Genomic DNA, 23050 nt, shown 5'->3' with positions numbered 1-23050 from the left:
GAAAGTAGAGCATGAAACCGATACGTAATTCGGCGAAGGCTGTTATTGTACAGGATGGACGTTTGCTGGTGATCCGGTTGGAGGATCAATATGGGGACGCTTATGTTTTCCCTGGCGGAGGACAGGAGAAAGGCGAAGAACTCAAGGATGCCGTTGCCCGTGAATGTCTGGAGGAGATTGGACAGGCGGTGACTGTGGGAGAACTGCTGCATATCCGGGAGTATATCGGAAAAAACCATGAATTTGCCGAGTGGGATGCCGATGTCCACCAGGTTGAATTTTATTTTGAATGTAAATTAATTGATTCGCAAGCTACGATCTTTGAAGGCTCCAGCCCAGACGACCATCAGGTAGCCGTAGAATGGATTCCTCTCGATGAGCTGTCCAAGGTTCGTTTATATCCAAAAACAATTGGTGAGTTGTTGCAGAATAAGAATTCATCACGCATTTATCTTGGAGATTTGAATTAAAACTGTCACGTTTACGAACGAGTTCATGGATTCACCATAGATGAGGTGGGTACACTATAAGTACAGGCTTATATACAACAATGTGATATAAGCGAAGAGATCAGAGATAGGCAATCAAGTATGCTTATCTTTGAGATTTTAGCTTATCTACCCTAATGTTGAAGAACAATGGAAGTAGTGAAGGGGACGGAATCGATTCTGAAGAAGCGAAGCGTTCGCTTGCATCCTAGATTTTCACTTATATATCCGTTGAATTAAACATTTACACGATAACGGAGAGGACAGAAGAAACCTGAAAAAGCAAAGCGTTCGCCTTTATCACCGGATTTTCCCTTGAGAAAAGGGAATCAAAAAAATCTGGGGATAACAGCGATTGGAAGGTTGTTCTGTCTTCGTAGTGTCAGTGTAAATCGTCTGCGAGACAACAGCGATCGAAAGAACGATCCGTACCCGTAACGGTCGACTACAACGTTCTTCAAATATTCCCCCAAATCGAAAGGAGCATGTCCCATGAACCAGACTGAATTGGAACAAAACATTGTAAAAGCATTGGAAAACAACCCTTTTTGCAGTTTCTCCACGGTGGAGAACGGTAAACCGAAATCCCGCTATATGGCGCTTTTCAACGATGGAATGAACATTCATCTAGCGACCAACCGCCGTACACACAAGGTAGAGGAGTTGGAGAATAATCCGAACGTCAGCCTTTTGCTAGGTTATGAAGCGGGAGGCTCCAAGGAAGTGGTCGAGATTGAAGGAACATGCGAAGTGACGAAAAATGAAGGTTTGCGGGAACAGGTATGGAATGATGAACTAAAAGCTTGGTTTGACGGCCCAAACGATCCCAATTATGTCATTCTGGACATTACCCCGAATCGGATTGAATACACTGGCAAGGATCATGAGCATCAGGTGTGGGAGCAGTAATTTGATATTGAAAATCACCTTTTCTGAGTCGAAGGCCATGCCAACGATTTGGAAAAGATATAGCTAACCGTGAACGCCAGATGGCTTCACGGTTTTTTGAATATGAATCGATTCAGCTAATATGGATATAGATGTAAGACACATGTAATATACGTTTTTAACAGCGTAAGTAAACTATTTTCATCCAAAAACATGCAAAATATGTCGAAATCACGCATGTTATTGTAAACTGGGGCAGGTATGTGCGGATAACGTAAAAAATAATGCTTTTCAATGGCCGAACATTGCGTTATGATTTGGAATGTAAACGATACGCACAGATATGAATAGATGTTCATGTGAGATAAACTAACCTGGAATTCTGAACTATAGGATCAGAAAATCAGTACGCACAACCCATGAGATCTTTCGCATTTCTGCGCTTATTCGTTTGCTCACTAATGCATGATTCAATGTACATAACCGGGAGGGGTTATTTTGAGAAAGAGTAAAAAAGTATTATCAAGCCTGACTGCCGCTTTGGTTGCATTAAACGTGCTTGCGGTATTTCCGGTACCTGTATCGGCTGCGGACGCTACCAAGGTTAAATTGCGGATCATGGAAACAACGGACATTCACGACAACCTGATTAACTATGACTACTATTCCGACAAAGAGACAGACCAGTATGGTCTGGCGAAGACAGCTACGCTGATCAAAAAAGCCCGTGACGAAGCGAAGAACAGCTTGCTGTTCGACAACGGTGACCTGATCCAGGGTAACCCGCTCGGGGATTATGTAGCGAAGATTGATCCACTCAAAAAGGGTGAGACTCACCCTGTATATAAAGCGATGAACCTGCTCGATTATGATGCAGGAAACATCGGTAACCATGAGTTTAACTATGGTTTGGATTTCCTTGACATGACGCTGGAAGGTGCAAACTTCCCTTACATCAATGCCAACGTATATGTAGATGACGGTGACGACGATGAGACGAATGACAAGAACTATTTTACCCCGTATAAAATTCTAGACAAAAAAGTGACCGACGAGAGCGGCAAAGAGCACACCATCAAGGTGGGTGTTATCGGATTTGTACCACCACAAGTTATGCAGTGGGACAGCGCTAATCTGGAAGGCAAAGTCATTGCCAAAGACATTATCGCTACTGCGAAAAAATTTATTCCTAAAATGAAAGCTGAAGGTGCCGACATTATTGTGGCTATTCCTCACTCCGGTTTTGAAGATATTCCGCAAACGGATCTGATGGAAAACTCGGTATTGTATCTGAGCCAGGTTGAAGGCATTAATGCCATTCTGTTCGGACATGCCCACAAAGTATTCCCGAGCGCTGATTTTGCCGGTAAAAAAGGTGTAGACCTTGAAAAAGGTACAATCAATGGCGTTCCTGCTGTAGAGCCAGGTTTCTGGGGTGACCACCTTGGAATTATCGATCTGGATCTGGAACTGGTAGACGGCAAATGGAAAGTGGCAGACTCCAAAGTGGAGGCACGCCCAATCTATGACACAGCCAACAAAAAAGCTCTGGTAGATGCTGATCAAGAGATCGTTGATGCTGTTCATGACGAACATGAAGGTACGCTTGAGTATGTGCGTGGCCCAGTCGGCGAAACGACAGCTCCAATCAACAGCTTCTTTGCACTGGTTCAGGATGATCCATCCATTCAGATCGTAACCAATGCACAGAAATGGTATGTTGAAAAACATATGCAAGGAACAGAATATGAAGATATTCCAGTCTTGTCTGCAGGAGCTCCGTTCAAAGCAGGCGGACGTTCAGGTGCTTCGTATTACACGAATATCCCTAAAGGCACCATTGCGATCAAAAACGTAGCTGACTTGTACGTGTATCCAAATACGGTACATGCCGTGTTGGTTAATGGCGCTGAGCTGAAAGAATGGTTGGAATGGTCTGCTGGCCAATTTAACCAGATCGATCCGGCAAAAGGTGGAAAGCAACAGTTGGTCAATATGGACTTCCCAACGTATAACTTCGACGTTATCGATGGTGTTACGTACCAAATCGATGTAACTCAACCAGCGAAATACGATAGCAAAGCAACGATTGTAAATGCATCCGCTAACCGGATTAAAGACCTGAGCTTCAATGGTAAACCGGTTGATCCAGCACAAAAATTCATCGTGGCAACGAATAACTATCGTGCTTCTTCATCCAAACTGGCTAACCCGGACGGTAAACGGATCGTCTTGGCTGCACCGGATGAGAACCGTCAAGTGATCATTGATTACATCCGTGAGAACAAAACGATTAACCCGGCAGCAGATGGCAACTGGTCGCTTGCGCCAATTAAGCCTTCTGCAGGTGTAACAGCAGCTGCACTTAACGATCTTGAAGTGGTGTTCGCGTCTTCCCCAGATGCCAAAGCATTGGTTGAAGCGAACCCGGCGATGTCCTTCATTGGGACAAACAAAGACGGTTTTGCTGAGTATGGCTTGAAATTGACAGGAGAAGCAACAACGACTCCAGAAACAGGTGTGGAACCTGCTCCAACGCCTACGAAGCCAGACCCAACTCCAACTAAACCTACAACCAAGCCACAACCTGAGAAACCAACAGGCGGCAAAGTGGTATATGTAGTGAAAAAAGGAGATAACCTTTACCGCATCGGCTTGAAATATGGTGTGGACTGGCGCAAGCTGGTTTCCGCAAACAAAATTACAAATGTGCACAATCTTAAAGTTGGACAGAAAATCGTAATTCCCGCTTCTTAAGATTAATTAGCGGTAAATGAAGACCGACAGTCATCAGACTGTCGGTCTTTTTCATGCTATGCTGATACGTTATTGTATCAGTAACCGTCATAGTTGAAGTCATCAAAACAGTAGAGATAAATTTCAATACCCATGCTATAATATTTACAAACTTTGGGTATATACCAGTAAACATTAATGAGATAGAATCACAAACTGGCAAGGGGGTTCTACATGAATTGCAGTGGCTGCAGTCCAATTCATCCTATAGAGGATCAAGGTACCCTGTATATGCGTCCCATCTCCCCCGCTTTGCTGGAAGCACTGCATATGCAGGGAAGACATGTCGAACATTCGGATGAACTCGTCTGGATGCATTTTTTGAATCTTGAATCTGCACAGCAATGTATTGAGGATATTCGGAAGATTGAATCGACCCTGCCGGATAAGTTAACGGTTCAGGTCGCTCCACTGTATGGTCAGGCAGATGCGGATAGCTGGATCAGTCTCTCCATGCAGGAAGCGCGCCTCAACCATGCGGATCTGGTTTCCGTTATCCTGGAGCACCAATTCAGCAGTCATATGCAGCCGATCGTAGATGCATCGGAGCAGATTATCGGATTTGAATTTTTACTTCGTCCTGCTGAACAGGGTAGACCCTTCAGTGCATATGAATTATTTGAAGTTGCACGGGATACCGGATTGCATTCTTTTCTGGATCGGACAGCACGTATTGCTGCCATTGAGACGAGTGCTGTTCTTTTACCGCATGGGGTCAAACGTTTTGTGAATTTTCTGCCTTCCTCCATCTATAACCCCGAATATTGCCTGACGCACACATTTGAAGCGATTGAACGTCTTTCGCTAGACCCTAAGGATTTTGTGTTTGAAGTGGTGGAAACGGAACAGATTCAGCATATGTCCATCTTGCAGCATATTTTTGAGGTGTATCGTTCTCATGGTATGTCAGTTGCCTTGGATGATGTGGGGGCCGGATTCTCGACGATTGAAGTCATGAATCGACTGGAGCCGGATTTTGTCAAAATAGATCGGAGTCTCATTGATCGTTGTGATCATGATTTGAACAAGCAGCAGCAAATTATCGATATTGTCGAGATGTCGCGTCGATTTGGCGGGCGAGTACTGGCCGAAGGCATTGAACGAATCGAGGAATTTGATTTCTGTCGATCCGTGGGTATTGATTTGGCACAAGGATATTATTTTGGTAAGCCAACCGCATATCCGCCACAAGGTCCCTACGGAAAAACCTCTGCGTGAATGGAATAAAATATGGATGTACCAACAAGTCACTTCGCATAATCGGAGTGGCTTGTTTAACATGCTATGTAAATTTATAAATACGCTCATCCAACCGATATATAGGATAGGCCTTTACATTAGAGAGGTCCTACATAAAAAAAGAAAAAGGGCAGATTTATATTTGGAGGGGGAGAAGCAAAATGGGGAACATTCGGGGGAATGAGCAAGAAAAGGCAGCAAGCAAGTCAGCCAAGCCAAAAGATAATAAACCAAAAAAGAAAAACAAAAAGAAAAAAGGCTTCGTCTGGAGCATAAGGAACAAATTATTGGTATCCTTCCTGGCGGTTCTGCTCTTGCCGAGTCTAGCCATTGGGATCGTTACGCTGATTATCGCTGATCATACGGTGGAAGACCAACTGATGGACAGTGCCAAACAAAGTGTAGACACAACGAATTCAATCATTGGGACACATGTGGATGCGAAGATTCATGATATCAATTATTTTGCCAGTCTGATTGTGACTGACATGATTAAAGGGCAAAATGAAAGCCCTGAGCTTGAGCTGAAATTGAAACAGTATCTTGGATTGCATCCGGATGCTTTAAATATCTTTGTGGGAACCAAAGAGGGAGTCATGGTCCGTGGGAAGGAATCTGCGGGCAGTTCACAAGGGTCCGCTTATGATCCCCGGGAACGAGAATGGTACAAGCTCGCAATGGAGAAGCCAGGTACTCCAGTAGTTTCACCTGTGTCGAAGAATACGGACGGTATTGCTGTTGTCTTTGTCTCCAAAACGCTTGATGATCAATCGGGTGTCGTAGGTCTCTCCATGGATTTAACAAAGTTGCGAGAACAGGCATCCATTAAGGTTGGCAAGGAAGGGTATGTCATCATCATGGATGCGGAGAAAAATTATATTGTATCTCCAGTCGTGGAAGCTGGTACACAAGAACAAACTACAGCGCTGGATCCAATGTATGAAAACAAGGAAGGCGAGTTCAGCTATATCTATAATGATGATCCCAAAACCATGATTTTCTCTACTAATGAAGAAACCGGGTGGAAGATTGGCGGCACAATGTTCAAAAGTGAAGTATCCAATGCAAGTAAAGACATTCGGATGGCTACACTCATCGTTATCCTGGCTGCCACATTACTTACTCTGATATTTATTATCTGGTTTACACGTTCCATGTTGCGTCCGATTAAACGTCTGCAGGAATCTGCCAGAGCTGTAAGTAAAGGCGACCTGACGGTGAAATTGGACACAGGACGCAAAGATGAGGTAGGCGATCTGGCGAAGTACTTTGAACGGATGGTCGACAATCTGCGCATGATGATTCTGGGTGTGCAGGAAACGACAGAGCAGGTATCTGCCTCCTCGCAGGAATTGTCCGCTAGTGCCGATCAAACAACCAAAGCTATTGAGCATTCAACGATGGCAATTCAGGAACTTGCCGAGGGTGCCGAGCAGCAAGTGAAGAGTGTAACCGATGGATCAGGACAAATGAGGCAAATCGCCGAAGATGTTCGCATGATGTCTGAGCGTGTACAATCCATTACAACGAATATGCGGCATACATCCGGAGCGGCCTATTCAGGTAATGAGGCTGCAGGTCAGGCAGTAGAGCAGATGAATAGCATTCAGGAGACGGTGGAACAGCTGGCGACAGTGGTTCAGTCACTGAATGCACGGTCCGTTGAAATTGGCAGCATGGTAGATGTGATTGCCACAATCTCGAAACAGACCAATCTGCTGGCTCTGAACGCTTCCATTGAAGCGGCAAGAGCGGGTGATGCTGGCCGTGGCTTCGCAGTCGTAGCGGGTGAGGTGCGGAAGCTTGCAGAGGAATCGGGAAGCTCGGCTGCGCAGATCGGTGAACTCGTTCATAATATCCGTCAGGATATGGATGCTGCCCTGAACGCTATGAATGCAGCTCAGACTAGGGTTGGAGACGGAATTCAGGCCGTGAATACGTCTGGACAATCCTTTGCACAGATTCGGGAGGCTGTAGAGGATGCTGTTCATACGCTGGATGATTTGTCCGAAACAACGAAGCAATTGGAGAGTGGTGCTTCCCACGTTGCCAAAGCAATGAACGATATTTCGATTGTGACCCAAGAATCTGCTGCGAATACGGAATCCGTCTCGGCATCTTCTCAGGAACAGCTGGCATCTGTGGAGGAGATCGCTTCGTCTTCAGCACATCTGAACAGTATGGCAGAGCAATTACAAGGATTGTTAGGTATGTTCAAAATGGTAGAGGACACACCGAAGGATGGGGACAAGTCCTAACCATTAGACGATATCTTGTACGGAACGTTCTATAGAAATTAGAAGGAAATAAAGATAGACATTTCTCCTGCAGCCCTGTATAACTATAGCGTCTGGTATATCCGCAAGAATTGCGGTGTAATCATATCTGGCAGGCCATTCTCATATCATGCTCCAAAACATGATGAATATAACGGCGCAGGAGGCTTTATGACATATGTAGCAATTCTAATTTTTGTCCTGACCATCACATTGGTTATCTGGCAACCGCGCGGATTGGGTATTGGCTGGTCCGCCATGGGTGGGGCTTTGCTGGCATTGATGTGTGGTGTCGTCAGTCTGAACGATGCCTCTGACGTGGCATCCATTGTATGGAATGCAACGCTTGCTTTTGTAGGCATTATTATGATTTCATTAATTCTCGATGAGACAGGTTTCTTCGAATGGGCCGCACTTCATATGGCAAGATTGGCGGGAGGAAATGGACGCAGGCTGTTTATCTATTCCATTTTGCTCGGGGCGGCGGTGTCGGCTCTCTTCGCCAATGATGGTGCAGCGCTCATTCTTACTCCAATTGTGCTTGCAATGGTACGTGCATTGAAGTTCGATGAGCGGATGGTGCTTGCCTTTGTTATGGCTAGTGGATTTATCGCGGATACAACGTCGTTGCCGCTAGTCGTTAGCAACTTGGTGAATATCGTATCTGCGGATTATTTCGGTATTACATTTGTGGAATATGCAGTGCGGATGATTGTGCCTAATCTCTTTTCCATCGTGGCGAGTACGGGGATGTTGTTCTTGTTTTATCGCAAAAGCATCCCGCTTCGCTACGATATCTCTGCCGCACGTGATCCACGGGAAGCCATTCGTGACCCGCGAATGTTCCGCATCGCTTGGTTCATGCTGGTGCTGCTGCTCGTGGCCTATGCCTCCAGTGAGTTTTTGCCGATTCCCGTATCGGTTATCGTCGGTGCCGTAGCTCTTTTGTTCGCTATATTGGCAAGAAAGAGCGAAGCTGTGGACCTGAAACGCGTGATCAAGGAAGCCCCATGGTCCATTGTGGTGTTCTCGGTGGGCATGTACATCGTGGTGTATGGGCTGCGTAATGCCGGCTTAACCGATCACCTGAGCCGCTGGCTTGATGCCATCGCAGACCATGGTCTGCTGGCTGCCTCAGTGGGGATGGGCATGATCGCAGCGATATTGTCATCTGTAATGAACAATCTGCCCACCGTGTTAATTAACGCATTGGCGATTCAGGGTGCACATTCCGAAGGTATTGTGCGTGAGGCACTGATCTATGCCAATGTGATTGGTTCCGATCTGGGTCCCAAAATGACGCCAATCGGTTCACTTGCCACATTACTGTGGCTGCATGTGCTGTCCCGCAAAGGTGTAAAGATTACATGGGGATATTATTTCAAGGCAGGCATCATCTTAACCATTCCCACACTATTAATCACCTTGGCCGGATTAGCGTTATGGCTATGGATTTTGGGTTAGTAAAATTGCATTTTACATTAACAATCATCAAATGATCCAATATATTGTAAAAAGCTGCTCTCACACGCTGGTGCTCCTACTAGCTATGAGGCAGTTTTTTGTTTCTTCTATAGAAGAAACAAATTCTCTTTCTTCATTATGCATGCATGTACACAATGGCCAGCCTTCTACAGTGCTGGCCTTCTTTTTTGCCATCCCCCAGTCTGAGGATTAAAATGCCTGAGACACAACCAGCGCTGACACAGCGCAGGGAACGGAACGATTGTGTAAAAGCGAAGCGTATTCTGTGCAAGGATTTTACCTATAAGAAAAGATCAAAATGATCATTTGTTCTTGATGGGTAGATTGAGTAGATAAAACACTGAACGTAGTGGAGGGGACGGAATCGATTCTGAAGAAGCGAAGCGTTCGCCTTTGTCTCCAAACTTCAACATTTAAATTGTTGATCAAGGAAGTTGGGAGACAACAGCGATCGGAAGAACGATCCGTAACCGGAACGGCCACTCAGAGTGATTTATTTAAAATTTATTTTAGTAATATGTAAAATCTTCACGAAAAACTGGACACAATACGGATTGAAACAACATCCGTTCCCGAAGCTGCCACTTCAGCCGCAATTTGTCCCGGATGTATTTCAATCCACAGTAAACATTTTTAACATTGCGTTTACAAAACATTGATTTTGAGATGACATAACGAAACTACAATGAATAAAGAGTTGATGGTGAACAAAAATAAAAGCAAATCGCCATCACTAATTTGGGGGAGGAAAACAAAACATGTTTAAAAAGTTGCCGTTCATTTTGATGACCTTAACGTTCGTACTGGTACTCGCAGCATGCGGATCGAAAAATGACGCTGGTACAGAGGGAAGCAATAATTCCACAGGAGAAACTGCTACTGAACTTAGCGGTAACATTCTGGCTGTTGGTTCAACAGCACTGCAACCTCTGGTAGAGCAAGCTGGACAAAAATTTATGGCAGTTGATGAATATAAGAACGTAACAGTACAAGTGCAAGGCGGCGGTAGTGGTACGGGTTTGACACAAGTATCCGACGGACAAGCTACAATTGGTAACTCTGACGTATTTGCAGAAGAGAAGATCGATGACGCAGCAAAAGTAAGCGAACTGAAAGATCACCAAGTGGCTGTTGTAGCCATCGCTCCAGTAAGCAACAAAGATGCAGGTGTACAAGATTTGACGAAGCAACAACTGATCGACATTTTCTCTGGTAAAATCACAAACTGGAAAGATGTTGGCGGTAAGGATCAAGCCATCGTTATCGTAAACCGTCCTAGCAGCTCCGGTACTCGTGCAACCTTCGAGAACTTTGCACTGGGAACGAAAGTAGAAGATATCCAAGGTTCTATTCAGGAAGATTCCTCTGGTACAGTTAAAAAGCTCGTAGCTGAAACGCCGGGCGCTATTGGTTACCTGGCTCTGTCCTACCTGGATGACAGCCTGCAAGTTTTGAAATACGAAGGTGTAGAAGCGACGGTTGAGAACGTAGAAGCAGGAACTTATCCGGTATGGGCTTACGAGCACATGTACACTAAAGGTGACCCGGATGCAGCAACAAAAGCATTCCTCGACTACATCCTGAGTGACGAAATTCAACAAAACGACGTAACGGAGCTTGGTTACATTCCAGTAGCCGGCATGAAAGTAAAACGTGACGCAGCAGGCACTGTGACTCAATAATCTTTGAACTTGCGCATACAGCGAGAGAGGCGGACCCAGGTCCTGCCTCTTTGCGCGGTTTGCTCTGGAATAATCCCATATTTATGAATTCTACTATAGAAGGATGGTTGTTATGGAACAGACCGAAGGGGGAACGGTAATGAACAACAAGTTGAAACCGCGCCGGCCCTTGAGAGAGAAGCATTATTGGGAAGAGTGGACGGGACGGATCTATACGTCGATTTGTGTCGTTTTCCTGATTGTTGTCATGTTTTCCATCGTTTATTTTGTAGCGTCCAAAGGCTTGTCGACCTTTTTCCAGGATGGCGTGAGTATTCGCGAATTTTTAACCGGAAAAACGTGGAATCCGACGGGGGAACCTGCTGCCTATGGAGCGTTGCCGTTCATTACCGGTTCATTCATAACAACATTGCTTGCAGCTCTGATTGCAAGTCCGCTTAGCTTGTGTGCAGCGCTCTTCATGACCGAGATTGTACCAGGTAAAGGCAAAAAGATCTTGCAACCTGCGATTGAGCTGCTGTCCGGTATCCCTTCCGTTGTGTACGGGTTTATCGGTCTTAGTGTAATCGTTCCTTTATTGCGAAGCATGTTTGGCGGAGCCGGTGTCGGGATTGCAGCCGGATGTTTGGTTCTGTCTGTTATGATTTTGCCTACCGTAACAAGCATTATGGCAGATGCATTGTCTGCACTGCCGAAAGGTCTGCGTGAATCATCCTACGCGCTGGGGGCAACACGCTGGCAAACAATCTACCGTGTCATTATCCCGACGGTTCTTCCAGCTTTGCTGACAGGGATTGTACTGGGTATGGCTCGCGCATTTGGTGAAGCTCTGGCCGTACAGATGGTCATCGGGAATGCCCCGCATGTACCGACATCACTGCTCGAATCGGCTTCAACGTTAACGAGTGTAATCACTCTGAGTATGGGTAACACCACGATGGGATCTGTTCATAATAATGCACTGTGGAGTATGGCGCTTGTCCTGCTGGTGATGACCTTTGTCTTCGTCATTCTGGTTCGCCTGCTTGAAAGGAGGAACCGGGTATGAAAATGAAGGCTAAAACGGTAGATAAAGTTGCCACATCCATTATCGTTGTTCTGGCGCTGTTCATTGTTGTTCTCTTGCTCGGTTTGCTTGGCTTCATTCTGGTACGTGGGATTGGGCAGATTAACTGGCACTTCCTGACCAGTGCACCACAGCTGCTCAAAGGTGGAGGCGGGATTGGACCGCAATTATTCAACTCGATATTCCTGCTTGTTCTGACCTTGATTATTACGATTCCGCTCGGATGGGGCGGCGGTATTTATATGGCTGAGTACGCCAAGCCGGGCCGGATCACAAGCTTTATTCGACTGGTTGTCGAAGTGTTATCCTCGTTCCCATCTATCGTTATTGGTTTGTTCGGACTCTTGTTAATTGTTAATACGTTTGGTCTCGGGTTCTCCCTGTTATCAGGTGCCATGGCCTTGGCTATATTCAATCTTCCACTCATGGTGCGGACAACGGAGCAAGCGTTCCGGGCCGTTCCGAAAGAGCAGAAGGAAGCGGGTCTTGCACTCGGATTGTCTAAATGGAAAATTATTACCTCCATTCTGCTGCCTGTGGCATTGCCAAGCTTAATCACGGGTACGATCCTGGCATCGGGCCGGATCTTCGGTGAAGCAGCAGCCCTGATGTTCACAGCGGGTATGAGTAGTCCACCGCTGGACTTCACGGACTGGAATCCAACGAGTCCAAGATCGCCAATCAATCCATTGCGTCCGGCAGAGACGCTGGCCGTGCACATCTGGAAAGTAAACAGTGAAGGCATTGGCCCGGATTCCAAAGAAGTAGCAGCTGGCGCTTCAGCCGTGCTTGTACTTCTCGTACTGGCGTTCAATCTCAGTGCACGCTGGATCGGTCGGGTGGTTTACCGCCGCATGACAGCTTCGAAATAAGGAGGAACCAACATGGCCATACCTTTTGGTACGGAACAGTTAAGCATATATTATGGGCATTTTCAGGCCGTTAAGCAGATCAGCCTGACTTTTCCCGAAGCCAGTGTAACAGCACTCATTGGACCATCCGGCTGTGGTAAATCTACGTTCCTGCGTTCGCTCAACCGGATGAACGACGAGATTGCCGGTTCCCGCACGGAGGGACATATCTGGATGGATGGCAATGATCTGAATGAGCCGGGCACAGATGTAATCAAGCTTCGTCAGAAGATTGGCATGGTGTGGCAGAAGCCGAACCCTTTCCACAAGTCTATCTACAATAATATCGCGTTTGGCCCCCGCTACCGCGGTATTAAGAACAAGAAGGCATTGGATGAAATTGTGGAAAAAAGCTTGCGCCGCGCTGCGCTCTGGGACGAAGTGAAGGACAGACTGAATGAGTCTGCCCTGGCCCTCTCGGGTGGACAACAGCAGCGGCTCTGCATCGCCCGCGCGTTGTCGGTTGATCCGCAGATTTTGCTGCTCGATGAGCCGGCATCTGCGCTTGACCCGGTATCAACGGGTAAGGTGGAGGAGTTGATCTCGGAGCTCAAGAAGGAGCTGCGGATCGTGATTGTTACCCATAATATGCAGCAGGCGGCACGCATCTCGGATTATACGGCTTACTTTTATCTGGGAAGCATGATTGAGCACGGGGATACGGAACATATTTTCACCAACCCGGACAATCGTCTGACTCAGGAATATATTATGGGACGTTTCGGTTAACTGTTAAATTGGATGGAGTATGAGATTGAGATAGATTTATAGAGATAGAAGGAAGCATAACACTCGGGCGAGGTCGTTCGGGGGTTATGCTTTTTTACATCATTCTACATATGGAATAGTTTGCCAACATAAAAACAATCATGCTACGATATTTGTGAGCACCACCTTTAATTTGATAAGAGAAGGAGATGTGGATCATAACTACCCATAAGATTGCCCATGACACCATGGCAACTGAAATTATCTCGCATTATTCCATAGAGAAGCCTGCAATTTCCTTTATCCGACATAATGAAAATCTAACGTATCAGGTGGTTGATGAATCAACCGGAGAGAAGTACCTATTGCGTATACATAAAGCCGCTTTTGCAAGCATGACGGGCATCCAGCATACACGACCTGCACTTGAAGCAGAGATGAATCTTCTTTATGAATTACGGGCTACCAGACCATTGCGGGTGCAGACTCCTGTACGCAATACATCGGATGAGTGGGTCACCGTCTGGTTGGACGAAGCAGGAGAAGAGATCTGTTGTACTGTTCTGGAATGGATTAAGGGCAGGGATATTAAGCAGGGAGAACGTCTGACAACAGCGCAGATTCATGATTTGGGCGTACAGTTGCAGACGTTGCACCAATATGGACGACGACCAACGGGAGCTCCTGAGCCACAGGTGGGTTCACTGAAGTCTGAAAGCGGGCAGAAGCCGAATGACCGTGAACAGCACGCTGATAAGGCGATCATCGCAGAGATGTATACGGATAGTGATAGCCCTGCCTTGGAGCAAACGGAAGTAAGACCAGCCTATGGCTCGATCAAAGAGAATCTGGTCATGCTGGAGCAATTGGAGGAAGGCGTTAGACGTGGTATCTTTACTCCTGAAGATTTCAATCTGATTCGGGAGACGTTTGAGAACATTAACGGGCAACTTGAAACGTATCCGCACAATGCCGAGACATGGGGAGTGATTCACGGGGACATCACCCGCGGCAATCTGCTAGTGACGGATCAGGGCATATCTATGATTGATTTTTGTTTATACGGTTATGGCTACTATCTCTTTGATGCCGGAGGTGCGGCTACGATTTTCAATCGGGAGGAACGGGATGTCTTCCTATCGGGATATACGGAGCAGACAGGACCACTGACGAAGCGTGATATTCGGTTAATGGAAGGATTCATGCTGATCTTTACGTTCGGCTATTTTGCATTTCAGATGGAGAATGAGTCCAGGTACGAATGGATGAAAGAGCGAATGCCTCTTATATGCAGCAAATTTTGTAGACCATATCTGCAGAACGAGAGTATTTTCTATGAGTTATAATTTGTGATTTCTAGTTGGGTGGGTAGCGCTATGAAGAACATTCGTGCAAAGAGAGTTGCATCGAAGGGGCAGTCTGGTGGCTGGAAGCATGCCGGATTGCTGCTTAGCGGAGTGGGCATATCCAATCTGGGTGATTTCATATATATTGTGGCGATTAACCTGATGGTATTGAATATGACACAGTCTCCAGCGGCAGTCGCAGGATTGTGGATTATCTCGCCGATTGCTTCGGTGTGCACTAAGTTTTGGTCAGGCAGCCTGATTGATCGTTATGATCAGCGACAGCTGATGATTGGTGCTGATATGCTACGGGCATTGTTGGTGGCTGCGCTCCCACTGATGTCCAGCCTATGGATGATGTACGCAGTGATGTTTCTGATCAGCATGTCCTCATCTATATTTGTCCCTTCCTCTCAGGTATACATTACCCGGTTGGTACCTGCTGAACGGCGCAAGCGCTTCAATTCCCTACAAGCCCTGATCAGCTCAGGGGCATTTATTACCGGCCCGGCAGTCGCAGGAGTGATGCTGATTTATCTATCTCCGGAGGCAGCCATTTATGCCAATGCGGTTTCCTTTGCTGCTTCTGCGTTGATTCTAATGTTTCTTCCCAAACTGGGCATTGGAGAACAGAATATCGGAACGGGAAGCAGACTGACACCTCGGATGATTGCGCAGGATTGGAGAGCTGTACTGAGCTTCAGCCGAAAGTCGGGCTACGTGGTCGGTATATATGCCCTGTTCCAGATTATTCTGGTGGTCGGCATGTCGCTGGATGCTCAGGAAGTGGTGTTTATCCGTCAGGTGATGAACCTGCCTGAATCACAGTACGGAGCATTAATGAGCATCACCGGGATTGGTTATTTGGCAGGTTCCATGCTGGTTTGGCTGTTCGCCAAACATTTGCCGATCCGTCACATGATGGGTGGCGGTGTACTTCTTGTCGCGCTGGGTTATTTTCTGTTCTCCCGTTCATTCTCGTTTGAGCTGGCGGCAGTTGCCTTTATTCTGCTCGGTCTGTGCTCGGCACTGGCGAATACGGGCCTGGTTACCTTTTATCAAAATAATATCCCTGTCGATCTGATGGGGCGAATGAGCAGTGTACTTGGACTAGTGTTAAGTATGCTGCAGGTGGCTTCCATTTTGATTGCAGGCGTAGTGGCAGAGCAGTTGTCACTTCGTATGGTATATACAGTTGTATCCGGGGTTATGCTGCTGGCTGCGTTGGGATTGTGGGTGACGAGTATGCTTCCTTCCCGAAGCAGGTATTACGATGAACCATCGAAGCCCAAGGCGATGGTGGGGTGACAGGCAGAAATACGGCGATTCTAGTACAGAATAATGGTTGCCTGAATACCCGAACCGTTCAGTGGAACATAACATAGATAGTATTAAATACAGATATTCACTAATAGAAATTGAACAATGTATACGCTTTCGAGAAGAAACGCATTAACACATTCATGTGATGAAAGTTTACAGTTTGTCAGTTTATTTTGTGTATAAAATGGAAAAAAGCAAATATTCAGAAAGAAATCGTTAAGTTTGTTGACACTGATCTTCCGGTCGATTAATCTTAATGAGAAAGTATTAAAAACTTCAATTATCGTTCTGGTACAAGATCAGAATGGTTCCATACAGCGAATGATAGCGAGCGGGAGAGACCTGGGCATGTCGAGTAAAATGGCAGCTGTCGGGCACCGAAGGAGCAAGCTGCTGCGCACCCGGCGCAGTGGTTAATCTCTCAGGTAAATGTACCATCGTTGGACGCAACTCTGGAGAGTGCGCGAAACTGCGCCACCCAAGGGGTATATGGTCAAGCAGCACGGTGTGCAGGGTGACATCACCTGTGAATACAGGAATGCATCGATCCGCCGCGCTGCTTATCATGAAACTCTCAGGTATCGAGGACAGAGAGAGGGCCTAGGGCCTTCTTCTGTCCTTTTTTGATGTCATCATTCAGTAATAAAGGAACATTATGGGTGTACGTCTGGATGAAAATGACGATTATAAATGGAGGGTTTGCGATGCGTTTTAAAGACGTTTTTTCAATTATTGGTCCGTCCATGACAGGTCCATCAAGTTCACATACGGCTGGAGCGGCAAGATTGGGGCGAATTGCTCGTCAGTGGCTGGGATGCACGCCTGAACGTGCCCGATTAACTCTATATGGCTCGTTCGCCGATACGTATCAGGGGCATGGTACGGATCTGGCATTGATCGGTGGCCTGCTTGATTATGTGACGGATGATCCACGTATACCGGATGCAGAACAATATGCAGAGGAAGCGGGTATGGAGGTAGAGTTTTTCACAAGCGGCCTGCCTGCTCCTCATCCGAATACAGTCAAGATTGAACTGTGGCATGGAGACCGTCAATGCTCACTAATTGGTGCTTCCATTGGCGGTGGTAGTGTATCGGTGCATGCCTTGAATGATTTTCGTGTACAGATTAGCGGAGAGTTTCCCACACTTGTACTGCGCCATTCGGACAAAGCAGGGGTGCTTGCTTCGGTAACCTCCACCATCAGTTCGTCCGGGGTGAACATCGGGTACATGCAAGTGGATCGGAAAGCCCGGGATGGTGAAGCATTGACAGCGATGGAGATGGATGGTGTGCCTAATCCTGAGATGTTGAACCGTCTGCGGTCGCTGGATCATATGCTGGACATTCGTGTGATTGATTTGAAGAGAGGGGTCGAGCCTGATGCGGTTTAAACATCTACATGAACTGAATACCATCTGTACAGCAGAGTCCAAAACCATTGCCGAGCTGATGATCGAAGAGCAGGTTCAGGAGACGAATATCCCGGAAGCGGATGTTGTGCGGCAGATGTCGGATTACTATCAGGTGATGAAGGAAGCTGTACACAAAGGGCTGACAGAAGATACGACATCACGCAGCGGTTTGACTGGCGGAGACGGCAAAAAAATGGCTGAGTACATTCGTAAAGGTGAGACTTGTTCTGGAGATGCTTCTGCACTGGCCATGGCGTATGCCCTTTGTGTATCGGAAGTGAATGCCTCCATGGGCCGGATCGTCGCGACACCGACAGCCGGTTCTTGTGGCATCATTCCGGGTGTATTTATTAGCTCACAGGAGCGTTTTGGCTGGAGTGACGAGCATCTGGTGAACGGTCTGTTCTGTGCGGGAGCGATCGGATATGTCATTGCCAACAATTCATTTATCTCCGGTGCCGAGGGTGGCTGTCAGGCGGAAGTGGGTTCTGCCATCGGCATGGCCGCTGGAGCCATGGTGGAGCTGCGTGGAGGGACGCCGGAGCAGGTAGTTCATGCGGTTGGCCTCGCGTTAAAAAATACATTAGGCCTTATCTGCGATCCCGTCGCAGGCCTCGTGGAAATTCCGTGCATCGTGCGTAACGGACTGGGTGCCGTAACTGCGTTGGCTGCGGCCGACATGGCGCTGGCCGGGGTACGAAGTGCCATTCCTTCTGACGAAGTCATTGATGTCATGCTGGAAGTGGGCAGTGCGATGCCGAGCAGGCACCGTGAAACGGCCCAAGGTGGGCTTGCTCAAACGCCGACAGGACGGAAAATGATGGAGAAGCTTGCTAAACCAAAGGCGAAGCGTGCGGAGCCTGAGACTGAAGCTGAGTCTCCTGCTGAAAATGAACCAGAAGCCAAGGCATAACATGCATGAACGAACATGAACGAACTTGAAATGAATTTAACTCGTGGAGCCTGGATCATGAACGGTAATGATCTGCTCCCATTATGATAAAAAAGCCGATACGAATTCTTTCTGATGAAGAAGCGTATCGGCTTTTTTTGCTTATTCGGCGTTGCTTGCAATGCGTTGGAATGGCAAGGATACAACAATATGAAAAAGCTACGCGATATCTGTACTTAGTACAGCATATCCATATGCGGGCAGCTCAACGGCCAGGATGCCCTCTTCCTTGGCTGTACGATAATTCTCGCCAAATAACTCCGTCCATTCCCCGGCACCCGCCTCGAGCTCGACGATCGCTGTTTCTTCCGAACGATTGAAGAGGATCAGAATACGCTCCTCCTCATCCTGTCGTTCCATCACAAGCTGGCTTCCGCCTTCACGGGCCTGCAGGAATCGAATGCTGCCTTCTGCACGCAGGGCAGGATGGGCATGGCGAAGTGCGATTAGCTTCTGATAAAAGGTGAACAACTCGCGATCCTGCTTCGTCTCATCCCACTCCATACATTTCCGACAGCCGGGATCATGATCGCCGTCCAGCCCAATCTCATCCCCGTAATAGATGCACGGGGCACCCATATAGCTGAATTGGAACAACGCGGCCAGTTTCATCTTCCGCTGGTCACCCTCACATAAGGTGAGCAGCCGTGGTGTATCATGGCTGTCCAGCAGATTGAACGCCACTTCGCTGGCTTGCAGCGCATAGCGGGACAGTTGTCGACCGATCGAGTTCGCGAACTGTTCGGCGTGCATGGCATCTTTTACAAAAAAACGATTTACGGCTTCCGTAAATGGATAGTTCATCGAGGCATCGAACTGATCACCTTGCAGCCAAGAAGAAGACTCATTCCATACCTCACCCAGGATATAGGCATCCGGATTCGCAGCCTTCACTACACGGCGGAAGTCACGCCAGAACGCATTGTCCACTTCATCCGCGACATCCAGCCGCCAGCCATCGGTACCCACTTCCTTGATCCAGTATTCGGCGACCTCCAGCAAATACGCCTTCACCTCGGGATTTTCCGTGTTCAGCTTCGGCATGTGGGCTTCGAATCCGAAGGTTTCATACGTAGGAATGCCATCCTTCACGTCCAGCGGGAATTCATGCACATGGAACCAGTCCTTATATTTGGACTTCTCCCCGTTCTTCTGCACATCGACAAACGGCGCAAACGTCTTCCCAGAATGATTGAACACCGCATCCAATAGCACCCGGATTCCGCGTGCATGGCACAGTTCAACAAGCCGTTTGGCTGTATCTGCATCACCAAAATGCCGATCTACTCGCAAATAATCTTCGGTATCGTATTTGTGATTGGTCGTTGCCTCGAAGATTGGTGTGAAATAAATGGCGTTAATGCCCAACTCTTCAAGGTAATCCAGATGGTCGATGACGCCCTGGAGATCACCGCCGAAGAAGTTAAACGGGGTCGGCTCACCACCCCAGGGTTCCACTTTTTCTGGATCAAGGTCGGGGTTGCCATTTGCGAATCGTTCAGGGAAGATCTGATAGAAGATCGCATCCTTCACCCATGCAGGCGGTGTAAATACAGCTCCGGGATGGATGTACGGAAACTGGAACATGTGACCAGGATCGTCGGGTTCATGCGTTTGGAAATCCGTTTCGGTCATCCAGATCTGTTCTGTGCCGCTTTTCAGCAGGAAGGAATACTTCAGTCGATGATACGGAGGCTTTACTTGCCCCTCATAATAATCGAACATGGAATCGGATGTATATTTGGTTAAAGGAACCAGCTCTTTGGTGCGATCCCAGGCGTATTTGTCCCCAGTCAGGGCATGTACCTCGGTGAGATCATTCTTTTTGGCACGCAAACGCAGACGAATGGTATCCTTATCGTAGGCATAGGCCCAGTTCCGTTTTGGTTGATGATAGATGGCTTCCAGCAGCATGTTGAATCTCCTCCCGTCGTATACAAACGTAGTATGTGAGCAAGTAGCCGCATTCGATGCAAATCAATCTCGGGATGAATGCCACATGCTGATGTTGTTGAATCAACCTCTCAATCCCTGTATGAATTATGCGAAGCGGATGATTAAGGTATAATTTAAAATAAAAGGATATCCATGGTCGTGTGATCATCATTCATACGTTTTATATAAACAAGATATATCATTATGTTTCAAATATATAATTAACCCAAAGGGTGCAGAAAGGAAACGGATGCGCGTATGAAAACGAAACTGTTATACATTGAAGACGATACGGAAATTGCTACATGGGTTAGGGCCGACTTGGAGGAGCGTGGATATGAGGTGGTGTGGCTCGGAAGTGGTGAAGGTGCGGCTGAAGCTGCCGGGGGCTGCTCGTTGGTTATTCTGGATGTCATGCTGCCGGGACTGGATGGATTTACGGTAGGACAGCGACTCAAAAAGGAACATCCTGGAGTGCCCATTGTCATGCTCTCGGCCAGAACGTCCATTGACGACAAGCTGCATGGGCTTGATTTTGCCGATGATTATGTAACCAAGCCCTTTCATCCCGATGAACTCGCCGCACGGATTGAAGTCCAGCTTCGAAAGGCAGGGACAGCGATCTCGGCCGATACCGTGGTGAAAATGGATCACTTGTCCATCTACGAGAAGGACCACCGGATCGTGAATGAGGAGACAGGGGAAGAAATTATTTTATCGGGCAAACAGTTTCATATCTTCGCCTACTTGCTAAGGCATATGGGCATGATTCGAACCAAGGAACAGATCTACGAAGCCGTTTGGAACGAGCCTTATCTGGACGGGGACAAGACATTAATGGTACATATCCGGCATCTGCGCGAGAAGCTGGAGCGTGATCCGGCGAACCCAACCATCATTCAAACCGTTCGTGGTGTTGGGTATCGTGTGAAGAAGCCATGAGCAAAAAGGCGACGATGCGCGATTCATCCAATAGGGATAGAGGAGTGAAACGAAGCTTTCCAGGCAAACGGAAAATGCGTTTTGGACGGACCCTGATGTCCCGATATATTCTTCTGATCTTGGCAGCGGTTTTGTTTGTGCCGGTCATTCTCCCCATTACATCCATCATCTATGTGGTGGTGGTGAACAATACAAATAAAGAGAATACGGCACCTTATGGGGATAGCACGAAAATCAGCAACCTGTGGACCCGGGAATCCGAGAAGCTGGATGGGGCGACATCTGAAAAAATCCATAAACGTATGGAGCAGCTGCACCGCAAATATCCCAAATCTTCGATGTACCGTGTGGACCAAAAAGGTGAAACAGCATTTATTCTCGCTGGAGAGGATGTTGATGTATCGGAATCCACCGTGGATGGAACAACAATGACGACATTGAAGTGGACGTTGAATCATCAGACAACCGAGACCCGGATTCCTTCGATATGGAATGCAAACACCTCCCTGGAATTTATGAAGGAAGCCTCCTATCGTGATCCGCTAACGGTGGTTTCTTTTGTAGGGGGAGATAGCGAAGACAAGGGACAGGGCTTTATGGTGATTGAGGTCCCGCGGTATCTTTTGCAAAAGCCACAAAACAACGAGCCTATGGAACTTTTGTATTTGGGTGGATTGATGATGATCATCTTCCTGTTATTTATCATCATGTCGATCCTGTTCTTTGCACGAATTCGCAAGCGGCTCATCCGGCTCCAGACGGCGATGATCACTACGGGCAAGGAAGGCATTCCCCTTCCTGTGGAGATTCGCAGATGGGACGAGATTGGACATCTGGAGGAATCGTTCAACGAGATGGTGCATCAGTTGACAGACAGCCGTCACCGGGAGCGGGAGGAAGAGCAGCTTCGCAAACGTCTTGTCGCGGGATTGTCGCATGATCTGCGTACACCGCTGACGGTCATTCGTGGACATATGCATTCCCTTCACAAAGAACCACTAAGCACGGCTGCGGATACTTCATTGCGTCGTATGGAAGCGAAGATGGATGATTTGAGCGGATTGATCGATAACATGTTGTCGTACAACCTGCTCACCAGCGGAAAATATACATTGAAGCTGGAACAGAAGGACGTCCTGCGTATCGTGAGAGAAACGGCAGCGGCCTGGTATCCAGTGTGGGAGAAAGAGCAGTTTGAGATTGATATCGACTTGCCGGAAGAACCGTTGTTCTGGCAGGTGGATGAGCAGGGATTACGTCGTGTTCTTGATAACCTGTTTCAGAATGTCATCCGTCATGCAGCGAGTGGAAAATATGTTGGCATATCAACAGAACAGATCCATGGGGAGAAGGCTCTTGTTATTCAGGATAGGGGCCCAGGATTGCAGGAAGATTCGGATACCAAGGGAACAGGTCTGGGGTTATCCATCGTGGATCTGCTGATTCGTGAGATGGGGCTGCGGAAGAGGGTAGACAGCTCTGAGAATGGATTGCGCGTGTGCCTCTATAGCGGCGGGGGAGCTGGCAAACCAAGGACCTAACCTTTTTTTAAACTAAACTTAAACTTCAGCCGACTTCAGCTTTAACCTTGGAAGGTT

At 47.4% G+C, this 23050-nt stretch carries 17 protein-coding genes and 1 riboswitch; of the genes, 16 read left to right on the top strand and 1 reads right to left on the bottom strand.

Features of this window, described 5'->3' with window-relative positions:
* The first annotated feature begins 11 nt into the window (after nt 1–11).
* From BMW94_RS14830 to sdaAA, 14 genes are all read left to right on the top strand, one after another.
* The gene (locus tag BMW94_RS14830; protein WP_090999495.1) at nt 12–470 is read left to right on the top strand and encodes an NUDIX domain-containing protein; all 459 of its coding nucleotides are present in this window, start codon (nt 12–14) and stop codon (nt 468–470) included.
* A 510-nt stretch (nt 471–980) separates the two neighbouring features.
* On the top strand, nt 981–1397 hold the full coding sequence (locus BMW94_RS14825) for a pyridoxamine 5'-phosphate oxidase family protein (RefSeq protein WP_076290637.1): 417 nt from the start codon (nt 981–983) through the stop codon (nt 1395–1397).
* 477 nt (nt 1398–1874) lie between these two features.
* The gene (locus tag BMW94_RS14820) at nt 1875–4133 is read left to right on the top strand and encodes a bifunctional 2',3'-cyclic-nucleotide 2'-phosphodiesterase/3'-nucleotidase (protein WP_090999493.1); all 2259 of its coding nucleotides are present in this window, start codon (nt 1875–1877) and stop codon (nt 4131–4133) included.
* Between the two features lie 213 nt (nt 4134–4346).
* The gene (locus BMW94_RS14815) at nt 4347–5390 is read left to right on the top strand and encodes an EAL domain-containing protein (protein ID WP_090999491.1); all 1044 of its coding nucleotides are present in this window, start codon (nt 4347–4349) and stop codon (nt 5388–5390) included.
* 182 nt (nt 5391–5572) lie between these two features.
* On the top strand, nt 5573–7669 hold the full coding sequence (locus tag BMW94_RS14810) for a methyl-accepting chemotaxis protein (protein ID WP_090999489.1): 2097 nt from the start codon (nt 5573–5575) through the stop codon (nt 7667–7669).
* Between the two features lie 189 nt (nt 7670–7858).
* Nucleotides 7859–9151 carry an arsenic transporter gene (locus BMW94_RS14805; protein ID WP_090999488.1) on the top strand — a complete coding sequence of 431 codons (1293 nt, stop codon included), beginning with the start codon at nt 7859–7861 and terminating at the stop codon, nt 9149–9151.
* A gap of 779 nt (nt 9152–9930) precedes the next feature.
* Nucleotides 9931–10854: a phosphate ABC transporter substrate-binding protein gene (locus BMW94_RS14800; protein ID WP_090999486.1), complete on the top strand. Its 924-nt coding sequence runs from the start codon at nt 9931–9933 to the stop codon at nt 10852–10854.
* Between the two features lie 139 nt (nt 10855–10993).
* Nucleotides 10994–11902, top strand: coding sequence for a phosphate ABC transporter permease subunit PstC (pstC, locus tag BMW94_RS14795; protein WP_090999620.1), 909 nt, complete (start codon nt 10994–10996; stop codon nt 11900–11902).
* 2 nt (nt 11903–11904) lie between these two features.
* Nucleotides 11905–12792 (top strand): phosphate ABC transporter permease PstA, encoded by an 888-nt coding sequence (gene pstA, locus BMW94_RS14790; protein WP_024632234.1) that lies wholly within the window; start codon nt 11905–11907, stop codon nt 12790–12792.
* Nucleotides 12793–12804: 12 nt separating this feature from the next.
* A complete protein-coding gene (gene pstB / locus BMW94_RS14785; protein WP_063566217.1) occupies nt 12805–13560 on the top strand; it encodes a phosphate ABC transporter ATP-binding protein PstB in 756 nt (251 codons plus the stop codon).
* Nucleotides 13561–13748: 188 nt separating this feature from the next.
* Nucleotides 13749–14885: a phosphotransferase enzyme family protein gene (locus tag BMW94_RS14780; RefSeq protein ID WP_090999484.1), complete on the top strand. Its 1137-nt coding sequence runs from the start codon at nt 13749–13751 to the stop codon at nt 14883–14885.
* A gap of 30 nt (nt 14886–14915) precedes the next feature.
* On the top strand, nt 14916–16193 hold the full coding sequence (locus tag BMW94_RS14775) for an MFS transporter (protein WP_090999482.1): 1278 nt from the start codon (nt 14916–14918) through the stop codon (nt 16191–16193).
* 337 nt (nt 16194–16530) lie between these two features.
* Nucleotides 16531–16654: riboswitch (glycine riboswitch) on the top strand.
* Nucleotides 16655–16912: 258 nt separating this feature from the next.
* The gene (sdaAB, locus tag BMW94_RS14770; protein ID WP_076290630.1) at nt 16913–17602 is read left to right on the top strand and encodes an L-serine ammonia-lyase, iron-sulfur-dependent subunit beta; all 690 of its coding nucleotides are present in this window, start codon (nt 16913–16915) and stop codon (nt 17600–17602) included.
* The gene (gene sdaAA, locus BMW94_RS14765) at nt 17592–18536 is read left to right on the top strand and encodes an L-serine ammonia-lyase, iron-sulfur-dependent, subunit alpha (RefSeq protein ID WP_090999480.1); all 945 of its coding nucleotides are present in this window, start codon (nt 17592–17594) and stop codon (nt 18534–18536) included. Before sdaAB ends, sdaAA begins: the two co-directional genes overlap by 11 nt.
* A 198-nt stretch (nt 18537–18734) precedes the next feature.
* On the opposite strand, the gene BMW94_RS14760 is transcribed toward sdaAA, so the two are convergent.
* Nucleotides 18735–20489, bottom strand: coding sequence for an alpha-glycosidase (locus BMW94_RS14760; protein ID WP_063566210.1), 1755 nt, complete (start codon nt 20487–20489; stop codon nt 18735–18737).
* A 279-nt stretch (nt 20490–20768) separates the two neighbouring features.
* On the opposite strand from BMW94_RS14760, the gene BMW94_RS14755 reads away from it, so the two are divergent.
* Both BMW94_RS14755 and BMW94_RS14750 read left to right on the top strand, forming a co-directional pair.
* Nucleotides 20769–21452, top strand: a complete 684-nt coding sequence (locus BMW94_RS14755) for a response regulator transcription factor (RefSeq protein ID WP_090999479.1) — start codon at nt 20769–20771, stop codon at nt 21450–21452.
* Entirely contained in the window at nt 21449–22993 is a 1545-nt protein-coding gene (locus BMW94_RS14750; RefSeq protein ID WP_090999477.1) for a HAMP domain-containing sensor histidine kinase, read from the top strand. Before BMW94_RS14755 ends, BMW94_RS14750 begins: the two co-directional genes overlap by 4 nt.
* The last annotated feature ends 57 nt before the right edge of the window (nt 22994–23050 follow it).

The sequence above is a fragment of the Paenibacillus sp. OK003 genome, from assembly GCF_900109515.1.
In the GTDB taxonomy this organism is placed as follows: domain Bacteria; phylum Bacillota; class Bacilli; order Paenibacillales; family Paenibacillaceae; genus Paenibacillus; species Paenibacillus marchantiae.
Note: the sequence above shows the minus strand (reverse complement) of the source record. Positions and strands in the feature narration are given on the sequence as shown.

What these genes read in the sequence shown, in the direction of transcription:
- BMW94_RS14830 (WP_090999495.1), top strand. Translation starts at nt 12, where the DNA reads ATGAAACCGATACGTAATTCGGCGAAGGCTGTTATTGTACAGGATGGA.
- BMW94_RS14825 (WP_076290637.1), top strand. Translation starts at nt 981, where the DNA reads ATGAACCAGACTGAATTGGAACAAAACATTGTAAAAGCATTGGAAAAC.
- BMW94_RS14815 (WP_090999491.1), top strand. Translation starts at nt 4,347, where the DNA reads ATGAATTGCAGTGGCTGCAGTCCAATTCATCCTATAGAGGATCAAGGT.
- BMW94_RS14810 (WP_090999489.1), top strand. Translation starts at nt 5,573, where the DNA reads ATGGGGAACATTCGGGGGAATGAGCAAGAAAAGGCAGCAAGCAAGTCA.
- BMW94_RS14805 (WP_090999488.1), top strand. Translation starts at nt 7,859, where the DNA reads ATGACATATGTAGCAATTCTAATTTTTGTCCTGACCATCACATTGGTT.
- BMW94_RS14800 (WP_090999486.1), top strand. Translation starts at nt 9,931, where the DNA reads ATGTTTAAAAAGTTGCCGTTCATTTTGATGACCTTAACGTTCGTACTG.
- pstC (WP_090999620.1), top strand. Translation starts at nt 10,994, where the DNA reads ATGAACAACAAGTTGAAACCGCGCCGGCCCTTGAGAGAGAAGCATTAT.
- pstA (WP_024632234.1), top strand. Translation starts at nt 11,905, where the DNA reads ATGAAGGCTAAAACGGTAGATAAAGTTGCCACATCCATTATCGTTGTT.
- pstB (WP_063566217.1), top strand. Translation starts at nt 12,805, where the DNA reads ATGGCCATACCTTTTGGTACGGAACAGTTAAGCATATATTATGGGCAT.
- BMW94_RS14780 (WP_090999484.1), top strand. Translation starts at nt 13,749, where the DNA reads ATGTGGATCATAACTACCCATAAGATTGCCCATGACACCATGGCAACT.
- BMW94_RS14775 (WP_090999482.1), top strand. Translation starts at nt 14,916, where the DNA reads ATGAAGAACATTCGTGCAAAGAGAGTTGCATCGAAGGGGCAGTCTGGT.
- sdaAB (WP_076290630.1), top strand. Translation starts at nt 16,913, where the DNA reads ATGCGTTTTAAAGACGTTTTTTCAATTATTGGTCCGTCCATGACAGGT.
- sdaAA (WP_090999480.1), top strand. Translation starts at nt 17,592, where the DNA reads ATGCGGTTTAAACATCTACATGAACTGAATACCATCTGTACAGCAGAG.
- BMW94_RS14760 (WP_063566210.1), bottom strand. Translation starts at nt 20,489, where the DNA reads ATGCTGCTGGAAGCCATCTATCATCAACCAAAACGGAACTGGGCCTAT.
- BMW94_RS14755 (WP_090999479.1), top strand. Translation starts at nt 20,769, where the DNA reads ATGAAAACGAAACTGTTATACATTGAAGACGATACGGAAATTGCTACA.
- BMW94_RS14750 (WP_090999477.1), top strand. Translation starts at nt 21,449, where the DNA reads ATGAGCAAAAAGGCGACGATGCGCGATTCATCCAATAGGGATAGAGGA.